The sequence below is a fragment of the Sorangium sp. So ce281 genome (genome assembly GCF_051527395.1).
In the GTDB taxonomy this organism is placed as follows: Bacteria; Myxococcota_A; Polyangia; order Polyangiales; family Polyangiaceae; genus Sorangium; species Sorangium cellulosum_B.
In genome coordinates, this window is record NZ_CP150322.1 from 5127916 (window position 1) to 5141014 (window position 13099).

Annotated in this window: 7 protein-coding genes; 3 read left to right on the forward strand and 4 right to left on the reverse strand. The window is 73.7% G+C overall.

Going from position 1 to position 13099, the window contains the following annotated elements:
- Positions 1 to 92: 92 nt before the first annotated feature.
- The 4 genes from WMF27_RS19445 to WMF27_RS19460 all read right to left on the reverse strand — a co-directional run bounded on the left by WMF27_RS19445 (position 93) and on the right by WMF27_RS19460 (position 5391).
- On the reverse strand, positions 93 to 989 hold the full coding sequence (locus WMF27_RS19445; RefSeq protein ID WP_437767396.1) for a PepSY domain-containing protein: 897 nt from the start codon (positions 987 to 989) through the stop codon (positions 93 to 95).
- Positions 990 to 1087: 98 nt separating this feature from the next.
- Positions 1088 to 2356, reverse strand: coding sequence for a hypothetical protein (locus WMF27_RS19450; RefSeq protein WP_437767395.1), 1269 nt, complete (start codon positions 2354 to 2356; stop codon positions 1088 to 1090).
- A 49-nt stretch (positions 2357 to 2405) separates the two neighbouring features.
- Positions 2406 to 5006 carry a TonB-dependent siderophore myxochelin receptor MxcH gene (gene mxcH / locus WMF27_RS19455; RefSeq protein WP_437767394.1) on the reverse strand — a complete coding sequence of 867 codons (2601 nt, stop codon included), beginning with the start codon at positions 5004 to 5006 and terminating at the stop codon, positions 2406 to 2408.
- Positions 5007 to 5178: 172 nt separating this feature from the next.
- Complete coding sequence (locus WMF27_RS19460; RefSeq protein WP_437944370.1) at positions 5179 to 5391, reverse strand: hypothetical protein; 213 nt, start codon at positions 5389 to 5391, stop codon at positions 5179 to 5181.
- Between the two features lie 599 nt (positions 5392 to 5990).
- Here WMF27_RS19460 and mxcG point away from each other — a divergent pair.
- Genes mxcG through WMF27_RS19475 form a run of 3 tightly spaced genes read left to right on the forward strand, consistent with a single transcriptional unit; the run spans position 5991 to position 13059 of the window.
- Positions 5991 to 10427 (forward strand): myxochelin non-ribosomal peptide synthetase MxcG, encoded by a 4437-nt coding sequence (gene mxcG, locus WMF27_RS19465; RefSeq protein WP_437767392.1) that lies wholly within the window; start codon positions 5991 to 5993, stop codon positions 10425 to 10427.
- Between the two features lie 45 nt (positions 10428 to 10472).
- Positions 10473 to 11795, forward strand: coding sequence for an aminotransferase class III-fold pyridoxal phosphate-dependent enzyme (locus WMF27_RS19470; protein WP_437767391.1), 1323 nt, complete (start codon positions 10473 to 10475; stop codon positions 11793 to 11795).
- Between the two features lie 10 nt (positions 11796 to 11805).
- Positions 11806 to 13059, forward strand: coding sequence for an MFS transporter (locus WMF27_RS19475; RefSeq protein WP_437767390.1), 1254 nt, complete (start codon positions 11806 to 11808; stop codon positions 13057 to 13059).
- Positions 13060 to 13099: the final 40 nt, after the last annotated feature.

Sequence of the window (13099 nt, forward strand, 5' to 3'; positions counted from 1 at the left end):
GCCAAGGACGCCAAGATTTTAAATTCATTGTCTTCTTGGCGTCTTGGCGTCCTTGGCGGTTCATCTCTCTGGTTTCCGAGCCGATCGGTATTCTAGGGGCCTTCCTTCGCGACGTGTCCGAACAGCGCGTCCGACGCCGTGCCGACCATCACCGCCGCGGCGAGCGCCACGGCGGCGGCGATCGCGAGGGCGCCGAGGACCCGCGAGGGCTTCATCTGCCACCACATGGCGAGGCCGCTGAGCGCCCACACGACCAGCGTGATCCCGGTGATGTCCGCGAAGAGCGCCCAGAGCCACGCCGCGCCGCCGTGCACGGGGAAGTGGTGCGTCTTGTGGAGCGTCTCGAGCACCTCGACGAAGCGAGGCCACCCCCGCGCGCCGGCCGGGCGCCCGTCGAGCCGCCCCGTGCCCAGGTTGTACGCGACGTTCCAGGCGCGGCCGTCCGCGTCCCGCATGCCGAAGCGCAGCTCGGGGCTGATCTTCGGGTGGGCGCGCAGCGGCCCCGCGGCGTCGACGCCGATGCTGGGCAGGAGATCCTTCATCTGCTCCTGCACCGCCGCCATCCTGTGTCCAGGCAGGTCGATCGCGACGCCGGCAAACGGGGGCGCGGGGGCCTCGGGCTCGGGAGGGTGGCTGGAGACGGTCGCGCTCCCGTCGTCGAGGCGCAGGATCACCACCTGGCGTCCCCCGTCGGCGCGCGGCGCCGCGAGCAGGGGCCACCCGGAGAACGCGCCCGGGGTCCCCGGATCGAGCGTGTAGCGCGAGGGCGAGCCGGCGTTGAGCTGCTCGACGACCTGGCGCGCGAGCTCGCCGGGATCCCAGGGCTGGAACCCGGTGAGCGCCGACAGCCGCTCTCCCGAGAGCGACCGGCTGTCGATGTCTCGCCCGATCTGCGGGTGATTGAACAGCGTGCCGCTGATCCCGAACAGCAGTATCCAGGGGAACAGCAGCAAGCCCAGGTACATGTGCACGCGCCGCACGACCTTCATGATCGCGCCGTAACGCGGCCGCCCGCGTGGGCCCCGCGGCGAACGGGGCCCTCGCGCGGCGTCGTCCCTCGTCGCTCCTTCGCGATCGGGCGCGAGCGTCATCGGATCTTCGCGACGGAGAAGGTGAGCCCAGGCGCGCTCACGCCCGCCTCGCCGGGCCCGTCCTCGCCGATCTCGCGGAGCGTCGTCGACTCCTGGCCCTGGAACTCCAGCAGGAAGGTGCGGTCGCCGAGCGCGACGCTCAGGACGCTGCCGCCGCCGGGCGCGGCGTCGAGCACCGTGGCGGTCGGCGTATCGCCGAGCGTCACGCTCGCCCACCGCCACGCCGCGGCGCTCGCCAGCACGCGCGGGTGGGTGTCGTCCGCGATCGCGAAGAGGCTCTCGTCGAGCACCCGCAGGAACGCCTTGCCGTCCGGACCGCCGAAGAGCGAGCCGGCGGCGTCGCCGTCGAACAGCGTGCTCAGCTCGACGTGGAACTCGGGGTCGAACTGCCTCGTCTCGGGGTCGAAGCGCAGCATGCAGGGGGCGGCCGCGTTGTCGGGGTTGAGCCGGTGCACCGCCGCGCCGTACGCCTCGGTGGCCACGTAGATCATGCCGTCGGGCCCCGCGACCCCATCGCGCACGTAACCGCAGCGATCGTCGGTGACGACGGTCGCCTCGTCCGTCGCGCCGTCCACGACGACGACCGCGGCCACGCTCGGGACCTCCGGGCCGATCCGCCAGCCGCCGAAGGTGATCACGTCGTCGCCCTGGACCAGCGGCGACGACGAGGAGTACGTGAGGGTGGCGTCCTGGATCACGAGATCCTGGAGCGGGATGTCGCCGGTGACCGTCATTTCCTGAGGGTTCCAGACGACCACCTGGGCGGTGGGACCATCGAAGAAGTACGCCTTGGTCTCCGAGACGAAGTGGAACTGGGCGCCGTACTCGCCGAGCTTCGCGAGGCCCTTGCCCTGGAAGCTCACGGTATCGCCTTCCTCGAGGCTGCCGTCCGCCTGCAGGTCGTAGCGGGTCACGGTCGCCGCGGCGTCGCTCGCCACGAACACCGCGCCTCCGCCGTCCCGCCCGACGCCGAGGGCGCGCCCCTGCACCTCGATGGCGTCGTCCAGCGACAGCGTCTCATCGGAGTCGATGTCGTCCGTCACGATGATGTAGCTCTGGGTGTCGCCGCCGTCCGGCCCGAACACCTGGACCGTGAGGGCGTACGCCGGCCCAGCGTCGGGCGTCCCCCCCGTGCCGCCGGTGGCTCCGGTGCCTTCGCCGCCGGCGCTGCTCGTGCCATCGCTCGTGTCGTCGCCGCAGGCGACGAAGCACGGGAGGAGCAGGCTCAAGAGGAGGGCATTCGCGTAGCGCGCACGAAATAACATGAAGGATCTCCTTGTGTCGGGTTTCGACTGCCGTCGCACGAACATCGGCTCACAGGCTCAAGGCGAGCTTGGCGTAGGTCGCTCGCCCGGGGCGCTGGACGCCGTAGAAGCTGAAGGCCTTCTCGTCGGTGAGGTTCTGCACCTCGACGGTCGAGCTCACCGTCCATCCGCCGCGCTCGACCAGGTACGTGAGCGCGAGCGTGTGCACGAGCTGCGACGGGATCTCCGCCTTGGAGCCGGCTGCGCCGCGGCCTTCCGGGCCGACGAAGAAGGCGTGTACGTAATCGGCGTGCCAGGTCAGCGACAGGACATCACGCCGCGCCGCGATCTCGGGCCACCGCGCGCGCGCCGCGACCCCGCCGAAGAGGTACGGGAGGTTCTGGATGCGAACGCCGGTCGAGCCGTCCCGGAAGTCCTGCCATGTGACGTGACCGTCGACCGACAGCCAGTCGCCCGGAGAGGTCCACCCGGCGGTCGACTCGATACCGATGGATCGCGCCGACAGCGTGTTTCCGTACTCCGAGTAGCCCAGGTGCCTCCGCAGCGTGATCAGATCCTCGGTGAAGCGACCGAAGCCGTTGGCGCTGAACCGGAGCTGTCCCGCGCCGGTCTCCGCGCGCTCCAGGGTCACGCCGACGTTGACGTTGTGGCTCGCCTCCGGCTCCAGGTGGACGTTCCTGACGATGAGCCCTCCGTCGCCGAACAGCTCCTCCGGCGTCGGCAGGCGGGTGGCGTATTCGTACGAGGCCTTGGCGTAGAGGGCGTCGGTGAAGCGGAAGCGCAGGCTGTCCCCTGCCCCCGCCCGGTGGCTCGTTCGATCGACGTCGCCGATCCGGCCGCTCGGCAGGTGCTCCCGGGTGCGGACGCCCTGGAGGTAGAGCTTGGCGAAGGTGATGTTCGCGAGCCGGTCTTCGAACGGCCTCGCCTCGTACTCGACGCCTGCCACGCCGCTCCACAGCTCCCGCTCCGCGGTCAGCGGGTCCTTCTCGGGCTCGGCCACGACAAGGTTCCTCCCGGTGCGCGTCACGTGGCTCGGCGAGAGCCCGAAGCGCAGGCGGTGCTCGGTCGCGGGGTGCCAGGCCAGGTTGACGCGGGCGAAGGTGGTGTGCTGGCGGACTTGCTGGTCGTTCGCGTCGTCCCCGACCTCCCCCCGATACGGGCGCTCCACGCAGCCGCCCGACCAGCCGTAGGTGCACGTGGCCACGTCGACGAAGGTCGTGCGCGCGTACGCGTACCCCGCGAGGGCGTCGAGCCGCGCCCTCCCGAAGAACGGCTGCGCATACCGCAGCAGCGCGCCGCCGGTCTGCCTGCCGAAGGTGACCTCTCCGAAGGGCGGCGACTTGACCCTGCCGTCGAGCATGTCGACGAGCAGGCCGTGCTGCAGCTCCTTGTCGTGCGAGGTGAAGAAGGCGCGGAGGAGCAGGCGGTCGGCCCACGGCCGCCGGGCGACCCCCACCTCGGCCGCGCCGCCGGCCGCGACGTAGCCGTCGTGGAACCGCCGGGCGCGCGCGGGCGAGAGGCGCCCGCTCTCGTCGAACGCCATGACGTCGATCGGGGTGTCGTTCCGCGCGCGATCGACGAACCCGCTCGCGCGGGCGAAGAGGCCGCTCGGCGCGTGCGCGTGGCGCGCGCCGAGGGTCAGCCGGTACGTGCCGAAGGAGCCGACCTGGTAGGACGCCGACGCGCCCGTGCCGCGCGTGTCCTGATCGGTCACCAGGTTCACCGCGCCGCCGAGCGCGTCCGTGCCGAAGCGCAGCGGGACGACGCCGCGGTAGATCTCGGCGCGCTCGACGAGGTTGACCGGCACGTTGGCGACCCCGAAGGAGTGCCCGGCGAGGTCGAGCGGCACGCCGTCGAGGAAGAAGCGGATCCGGTCGTCGGTGAGGCCGTTCAGCGAGAAGCGCGCGTCGGAGCCGAGCCCGCCGAGGCGGCGCACGCTCACGCCCTCGGCGCGCGCCAGCACCTGGCCGAGATCCGCGGCCTGCCGCTTGGCCTCGACGGTCTCGATCACCTGGACCGCCTGCGCGGAGGTCCGGAGCCGCTCGGCCTCGGAGGCCCCCCGCACGCTCACCTCGATCGCGGGCAGCGCTGGCCCCGAGGCGCCAGCGACCGGCGCGGCACCGGCGGGTCCTGTGACGGGCGCGGCACCGGTGACGCCCGCGACCGGCGCGGCCGCGGGGGGCGGCGCAGGCAGCCGGAAGTCGTGGCGGTAGAGGATGCGCGACGCGACGCTCCGGTCGCCCCGCCGGGCCGGCGTGAAGCGGAAGCGCAGCGCCGCTTGCTGCGCGGCCTCGTCGAACCCGTGGCCCGCGGGCTCGGCGATCTCTGCGCTGGTGACGCGCCCTTCCGCGTCGATCGTCAGCCGCAGCACGACGCTCCCCTCCACCCCCGCCTCGCGCGCCGCCTCGGGATACGCCGCCTCGACCGCGCCCGTGAGCTCGGGCGGGCGCACCGCGGGCGGGACGCCGTCGCCCGGGGCGCGCGCCGCCGGCGCTGTCTCGGCCCCGGGTGCCGCTCCCTCGCCGACCTCTCCGGCAGGGGCCTCTTCGCTCGCCCGCGCGTCCGCCGCGAAGGCCAACAGGGCGCCGCAGGGGGCGAGGACCAGAGTCCCGGCCAGCGCGGCGCAACGCAAGGGCTGTAATCGAATCATGAGATCACCGGGCATGCTCACCGGAGCGTGACGAAGCGGCGCTCTGGCCGGCTCTGCGCAAGCTGGTTGTCGTGGGGTCTCGCTCGCCGGCCCTTCAGGCCTCTTCGGACGGCGCAGACCGCGCTGGCCAGGGGCCGCCGCCGCGAGCTGTCATGTCAGCGCGCTGGGCGATTCAACCGCTCACGTCCTCCGCCGCCGGGACCGGGACGACGACGACGACGCGCTTGCACCGCCGGCACTTCAGCTCGACGCCGCCGGGCACATACCGGGCGAGGAGGCTGCCGCAGTCGCAGCGCACGGCGTCGGGCTCGGCACGTCCAGCGACGCCGCAGTGATCACACCGGCTGTCGAGCGGAGCAGTCGCCTTCGACATCAGGTTGTCCATCGTGGAACCCCATTTTCAATAATGAAAGTCACTTTCACTTTCAAACCGGAACCTGCCATGCTACCAACGGCGTTGTCAAGCGAAAGCGGTCGGAGAGCGTCTCCGGCGTCCGCGAACCGTCGCGGCGTCCGCAGGCCCGAGCAGCGCGAGATCGCGGCCGAAACCGGCGCGATCCGCGCGCTCGCTCGGGTCGCCGGCGCCGTGCCTCGCTGGCGCGGACAGGTCCCCGCGGGACGGTGGCCCGCGGGGAGGGTCCCAATGAATTCGCTTGACAATGCCCACCCTACCTCACCATAAACGAACTTGAAAGTAGCTTTCATTTTCATTCGCTCGTCGATGCCGAGGTGGCCACGCCCATCGCGGCGTCATCGAGCCGGGTCCGCTGTCGGGCTGTCGGGACGACGTCCGGCGCCCCTGCCCTGCGTGCTCGCGGGGCTCGGGCCCCGTTGCGCCGGCGGGCTCCGCTTTCGTTCCAACGGCGCTGGCTCGGGCGTCACGGCCGCCTCTGCGCCGTCGTCGCGGGCCGCGGATCGCCTGCCGCGAGCGTGCCTCTGGCGGCTGTCCCGTCGCGCACCGGTTGAACCAGGAGGGTTGTCGTCATGGTCGCTCCCGAGGACGCGCGCTGGCCGCTGTCGGCCGCGCAGCACGGTATCTGGCTAGGCCAGCAGCTCGATCCCGCGAGCCCGGTGTACAACGCGGGCGAGTGCGTCGAGATCTGCGGGGCCATCGATCGCGCGACCCTCGAGGCCGCGATACGTCAGGCCGTCTCGGAGGCAGAGGCGCTGCACGTGCGCTTCACGAGCGAGGCGGATGGGCCGCGCCAGCGCCTCGACCCGTCCCCTGACTTCCCTGTACACCGCGTCGACGTCAGCGCGGCGCCGGACGCGTTCGCCGCGGCCGAGGCGTGGATGCGCGAGGATCTCGCGAGGCCGGTGGATCTCGCGCGCGGGCCCCTCTTCACGGAGGCGCTGTTCACGGCGGGGCCCGAGCGGCTCTTCTGGTACCAGCGCGCGCACCACATCGCGCTGGACGGCTACGGCTTCTCGCTGATCGCGCGGCGGGTGGCCGAGATCACCACCGCGCGCGCCGAGGGCCGCTCGAGCGAGAGCGGCGCCTTCGGGTCGCTGCGCCGGGTCGTCGACGAGGATCTGGCCTACCGCGCCTCCCCCGATCTGGAGCGCGATCGCGCCTTCTGGACGCAGCGCTTCGCCGACCGGCCCGAGCCGGTGAGCCTCGGCGACGAGCCGGCGCCCGCGTCGCGCGCCTGCCTGCGCCGGACGGCGTCGCTCGCGCCGTCCACCGTCGACCGGCTGAAGGACGTGGCGCGCCGGACGAAGGCGACCTGGCCGGACGTCGTGATCGCCGCGACCGCGGCGTACGCGCACCGGCTCACCGGCGCGCCCGAGATCGTCCTGGGGCTGCCCGTGATGGGGCGCCTCGGCTCGGTGTCGCTGCGCATCCCGGGCATGGTCATGAACATCGTCCCGCTCCGGGTGCCTGTCGCGGAGGGCGCGCGCCTCGTCGATGTCGCCCGGCAGGTCGCGTCCGAGCTCGCGGCCATCCGGCCCCACCTGCGTTACCGCTACGAGCAGCTCCGCCGGGATCTCAGGCTGATCGGCGGCGGCCGCCGGCTGTTCGGCCCGGTCGTCAACATCATGCCGTTCGATTACGACCTGCGCTTCGCGGGGCATCGCGGCGTCGCGCACAACATCTCCGCCGGCCCGGTCGAGGATCTGTCGTTCGGCATCTACGCGAGGTCGGACGGGCGCGGGCCGCGGCTCGACCTCGACGCCAACCCGGCCTGCTACGGCGAGGAGGATCTCTCGGCGCACCAGCGGCGCTTCCTCGCGTTCCTGGAGGAGGTCGCCGCCGCCCCCGAGCAGGCCCTCGATCGCGCCGAGATCGACCTCCCCCGGGCCCCGGCGCGCGCGCCCGGCGCGCAGGCGGCCGGGCAGCCCGGCGCGCTGCTCGACGGGGGCCCGCTGCCCGCGCCGGCGCGCCCCGTCGTCGAGCAGATCGCCCTGCGCGCGCGCGAACGGCCGGACGCGACCGCCGTCCACCACGGTCTCGAGCGCGTGACCTACGGCGAGCTCGACCTCGCCGCCCGGCGGCTCGCCGCCCGGCTCGTCGCGCTCGGCGCCGGGCCGGACACGCTGGTCGCGGTGCTCCTTCCGCGCAGCGTCGGCGCCATCACCGCGATCCTCGGCGCGCTCTACGCCGGCGCGGGCTACCTCCCCCTCGATCCGGACGGGCCGCAGCCGAGGACGGCGGCGATCCTCGACGACGCAAAACCGGCGATCGTCGTCACGACGTCGCAGCACGCCGCGAAGGTGGGGAGCGATCGCGCGGCGCGCCTCGTGCTCCTGGACGAGGCGACCCACGGCGCGCCCGCGCGGGCGCCGGTCCAGGGCGCGGAGGAGCACCTGGCGTACGTCATCTACACGTCCGGCTCCACCGGCCGCCCGAACGGCGTCATGATCGAGCGCGGCGCGCTGGCCCACTTCGTCGCTGCCGCGACCCACCGCTACGATCTGCGCCGCGACGACCGGGTGCTGCAGTTCGCGCCGCTGCACTTCGACGCCAGCGTCGAGGAGATCTTCCTGACCCTGTGCGCGGGCGCCGCCCTGGTGCTGCGCACGGACGAGATGCTGCAATCCGTGCCGCGGCTGCTCGACGCCTGCGAACGGCACCGGATCACCGTCCTGGATCTGCCGACCGCGTTCTGGCACGAGCTCGCCTACGGCCTCTCGACCGGCGCGGCGTCGCTCCCCGAGGGCGTCCGCACCGTCATCATCGGCGGCGAGGCGGCGCTGCCCGAGCGCGTCGAGCGCTTCCGCCGCGCCGTCGGCCGGCGCGCGCGGCTGCTCAACACCTACGGCCCCACCGAGGCGACCGTCGTCGCCTCGGCCGCCACGCTGAGCGGCGGCGACGCGCTGGACGGGGCGCCAGACGACCGACACGGGGCGCCGATCGGCACGCCGCTGCCCGGCGTCCGCGCGGCCATCGTCGACACGTCCGCGCGCGGCCGGCTGGTCCCGCGGGGCGCCGTGGGCGAGCTCCACCTCATCGGGCCCGGGCTGGCGAGGGGGTACCTCGGGCGGCCGGACCTCGACGCCGCGCGCTTCGTCGTGCTCGACCAGCTGGAGGGCCGCCCGCGCGCGTACCGCACCGGCGACCTGGTCCTCCAGCGGGACGACGGGCAGATGGTCTTCGTCGGGCGCGTCGACGACGAGCTCAAGATCAGCGGCCACCGCGTCGATCCGCTCGAGATCGAGGCCGCGCTCCTGCGCCACCCTTCCGTGCGGGAGGCGGCCGTGATCGGGCACGCCTCGGCCGGCGGCGGCAAGCGCCTGTCCGCGTTCCTCGTCGCCGGGGACCCCGCCCCGTCGCCGGCCGAGCTCCGCCGGCACGCGCGCTCGCTGCTCCCCGCGGCCGCCGTCCCCTCGGCCTTCGTGCTCACCGATCGGCTGCCGAGGACGAGCTCCGGCAAGATCGACCGCAAGGCGCTGCGGGAGGCGCCGATCGCCGCGGCGGCGGAGCCGCCGGCCGCCGCGACGGCGCTCGAGCGGCAGCTGCTGCAGGTCTGGGAGCAGGTGCTCGGCGTGAGCGGCCTGTCGGCGCACGACGATTTCTTCGAGCGCGGCGGCCAGTCGCTGCAGACGATCCAGGTCGCCAACCGGCTCAGCGTCGATCTCGGGCGGGAGATCCCCGTCGCGATGGTCTTCCGCCACCCGACCGTCGCGGCGCTCGCGCGCGCCCTCGACGAGGCGCAGGGCGCGGCGGCGGCGGCGGCGGCGGCGGCGGCGGCGGCGCAGACGAGCGGCGAGCCCCCCGGCGCCATGCTCGCCGACGCCGAGCTCCCCGAGGACGTCGTCCCCCGATCGCTCGCGTGGTCCGGCGCCGGCGGTCGCCCGCGGCAGGTCGTGCTCACCGGCGCGAGCGGCTTCGTCGGCGCGCACCTGCTCCACGAGCTCCTGACGCAGACCGACGCGACCGTGGTCTGCCTGGTGCGCGCCGCGAGCGAGGCGCACGCAGCGGAGCGGATCCTGCAGGCGCTCTCGAAGCAGCGCCTGCCGGTGGGCGGCATCGACGCGCGGGTGCTCGCCGTGCCCGCCGACCTGACGCAGCCCCGCCTCGGCCTGAGCGCCGCGCGGTTCGACCAGCTCGCCGTGGAGTGCGACGCCATCTACCACAACGCCGCGGTGGTCAGCCTCGTGCGCGACTACCGCAGCCTGCGCGCCGCCAACGTGATCGGCACCCGCGAGGCGCTCCGCCTGGCCGCGGCTGGGCGCCCCAAGCCGCTGCACCACGTGTCGACGCTCGCCGTGGCCCCGGGCATCGCGGCGAGCCCCGAGGTCGCGGAGGCGTTCGTGCCGGCGCACCCCGGCCTGCGCGACGGCTACCAGCAGAGCAAGTGGGCGGCCGAGCGCCTGGTGCAGCAGGCCGCGGAGCGCGGGCTGCCGGTCGCCGTGTACCGCCTGGGCCGCGTCGTCGGCGCGCCCGACACCGGCGTCGTCAACGAGCAGGATCTGGTCTTCCGCCTGCTGCGGGCCGGCATCCCCGCCGGCGTCCTGCCCGATCTCGACGTGAGGGAGGTGTGGACGCCCGTCGACTACGTCGGGCGCGCGATCGTGCATCTCTCCCTCACCGCGCAGGCCGCGGGCGCCGTGGTCAACGTCGCCCCTGCGCCCGAGGTCCGGCTGACGGAGCTCTTCGACTGGACGCGCGACTACGGCTACCCGGTCGAGCGGCGCCCTGTCGCGGCGTGGCGCGCGCGGCTGAAGGACGGCGCCGACGCCGCGGACAGCGCCACGCTCGCGTTCTTCGACCTGCAGTCGGCCCCGGCCGACGGAGAGGCGACCTTCGGCATCGGGCGCGTGCGCTGCGACAACCTGGAGCGCGGCCTGGCCGGCACCGGCATCACGTGCCCGCCGATCGATCGCGCGCTCCTCTACCGCTACCTCGATCGCTGCGTCGAGGAAGGCCTCCTGCCGCCCCCTTCCGGCGCGGCGCGGCGAGCGCCGCGCCCCGCATGACACCGGCTCACGGACGAGGACCTCCAGCCAGAGAGAACGACCACGATGACCACACAGACGATCGACCCACGGGACAGGAAGCAGGGCGGCGGCGCGCCGCAAGGCGCCGCGGACGGGCTCCGGCTCGACCGCTCGAACGCGCTGCTCGCCGAGGCGCGCCGGCTCATCCCCGGCGTCACGCAGTCGCTCATGAAGCGGCCGGAGATGTTCGCGCTCGGCTCGTTCCCCGTGTACCTCGAGGGCGGCGAGGGCGCGCTGGTGCGCGACGTCGACGGCAACCAGTACATCGACTACATCTGCGGCCTCGGGGCGAACACGCTGGGGCACAACCACCCTGCGGTCGTCGACGCCATCCGGCGGCGGCTCGACAGGGGCATCCTCCACTCGCTGCCGACGGAGGTCGAGGTCACCGCCACGCAGGACCTCGTCGCGCTGACCCCGGGCGCCGAGATGGCGCGCTTCTTCAAGACCGGCGCCGACGCGACGTCCGCGGCCATCCGGCTCGCCCGCCACGTGACCGGCAGGGAGAAGGTCGTCACCATCGGCTACAACGGCTGGCACGACCACTTCATGTTCGACACCCCCGGCGTCCCGGCGGTGCTGCGCGAGTACACCCACCGCATGCCGCTCATGGCCGAGGCCGACGAGCAGCCGCTGCTCGATCTCATCGCGAGCAAGGGCCCGGAGCTCGCGCTCGTGCTGCTCTCGCTGCCCTACAAGCGGTGCGTCTCGGCGGAGTACCTGCGCGAGGTGCGCGAGGCGTGCCGCGCCCACGGCGTGCTGTTCGTCCTCGACGAGGTCGTCACCGGCTTCCGGCTCGCGCGCGGCGGCGCGCAGGAGTACCACCGGATCGAGGCCGATTTCGTGTGCCTCTCGAAGGGCATCGCCGCGGGCATGCCGCTGTCGGCGATCGCCGGGCCGCGCCGGGTGATGAGCCGGCTCTCGGAGCTCCAGGTGTCGACGACGTTCGGCGGCGAGATGCTCTCGCTCGAGGTCTGCAGGGCGGCGCTGCGCGAGTACCGCGAGACCGACTACGTCGCGAAGGTCGCCGCGCTCGGGAGGCGGCTCCGCGAGGGCGTCAACCGGCGCGCGGAGCAGGGCGGCTTCCCGCTGCGCGTCGTGGGGTACGACGCGATCCCCTTCTTCCTCATGGCCGAGGATCTGGCCGTCCACACGAAGCGCATGGAGCCGTTCGTCGGCGCGATGGCGAGGCGCGGCGTCCTGCTGCGGCGCGACGTCAACTTCCTCTGCGGCGCGCACACCGAGGCGCAGATCGATCACACGATCGACGCGGCGCACGACGCGCTGCTCGAGCTGGCGAGCCGCGGCGTGATCGAGCGCGGCGCGGGCGCGAAGGCCCGGAGCTGAGCCCGCCGTCGTGCAGAACGCTCGCTCCGAACGGACCCTCCTCTTCCTCATCGCCGCGGTCCAGTTCGTCAACCTGCTCGACTTCATGGTCGTCATGCCGCTCGGGCCGGACTTCGCGGTCGCGCTCGGCATCCCGATGTCCGACATCGGCCTGATCGGCGGCAGCTACACCGCGGCGGCGGCGGTCTCGGGGGTGGCCGGCGCGTTCTTCCTGGACCGCTTCGACCGGCGCAGCGCGCTCGCCGTCGCGATGCTCGGCCTCGTCCTCGGCACGGCCGCGGGCGGCCTCGCCACGGGCTTGCCGAGCCTCCTCGCGGCGCGCGTGCTCGCCGGGGCCTTCGGGGGGCCCGCGACCTCGATCGCGTTCTCCATCGTCGCGGACGCGATCCCGCCGGAGCGGCGCGGCAAGGCCATGGGCGTCGTGATGGGCGCCTACTCCCTGGCCGCGGTGCTCGGGGTGCCGGCCGGCCTCGAGCTCGCGCGGCGCGGCGGCTTCCAGGCGCCCTTCTTCGCCGTCGCGGCGCTCGGGCTCGCCGTCGCGGGGCTCGCGCTGCTGCTGCTCCCCTCGATGCGCGGCCACCTCGCCGGGGCGCGGGCGCGCGCCGAGGAGGACGCCCTGCGCGAGCTCCGCGCGCTCGCCGGCCGCCCGCTCGTGCTGCTCTCGTGCTCGACGACGGCGGTCATGACGATGGCGTCGTTCCTCGTCATCCCGAACATCTCGGCCTACGTGCAGAATAACCTCGGCTATCCGCGCGAGCGGCTCGGCCTGCTCTACCTCGCGGGCGGCGCGCTCACCTTCGTCGTGATGCGCACCGCGGGCGCGCTGATCGATCGCATCGGCGCGTTCCGCACGAGCCTGGTCGGGGCCGCGATGCTCGTGGCCGTCCTCTATGCCGGGTTCCACGCGTACGTGCCGGGGCTGCCCGTGCTCGTCGTCTTCGTCGCCTTCATGACCGGGACGGCGATCCGCAACATCGCCCACGGCACGCTCGCCTCGAAGGTGCCGCTCCCCTCCGAGCGGGCGCGCTTCGGCTCCATCCAGTCGGCCGTGGATCACCTCTCGTCGGCGCTCGCCGCGTTCCTCGCGGCCAGGATGCTGCACGAGCTCCCCGACCAGCGCCTCGACGGCATGGGCGCCGTGGCCGCGCTGGCGATCGCCTTCACGCTCGCGTCGTCGTGCTTGATCTTCCTGATCGAGCGACACCTCGCCCTCGGCGCGTCGAGCAGCGCCGGCGCCGCGCGCGCGCTGGAGGGCCGGGGCTAGCTCCGCCTGTCGCGATCCCTGGCGGGATCAAGCCGCGGAC

What these genes read in the sequence shown, in the direction of transcription:
- WMF27_RS19445 (WP_437767396.1), bottom strand. Translation starts at nt 989, where the DNA reads ATGAAGGTCGTGCGGCGCGTGCACATGTACCTGGGCTTGCTGCTGTTC.
- WMF27_RS19470 (WP_437767391.1), top strand. Translation starts at nt 10,473, where the DNA reads ATGACCACACAGACGATCGACCCACGGGACAGGAAGCAGGGCGGCGGC.
- mxcG (WP_437767392.1), top strand. Translation starts at nt 5,991, where the DNA reads ATGGTCGCTCCCGAGGACGCGCGCTGGCCGCTGTCGGCCGCGCAGCAC.
- mxcH (WP_437767394.1), bottom strand. Translation starts at nt 5,006, where the DNA reads ATGATTCGATTACAGCCCTTGCGTTGCGCCGCGCTGGCCGGGACTCTG.
- WMF27_RS19460 (WP_437944370.1), bottom strand. Translation starts at nt 5,391, where the DNA reads ATGGACAACCTGATGTCGAAGGCGACTGCTCCGCTCGACAGCCGGTGT.
- WMF27_RS19450 (WP_437767395.1), bottom strand. Translation starts at nt 2,356, where the DNA reads ATGTTATTTCGTGCGCGCTACGCGAATGCCCTCCTCTTGAGCCTGCTC.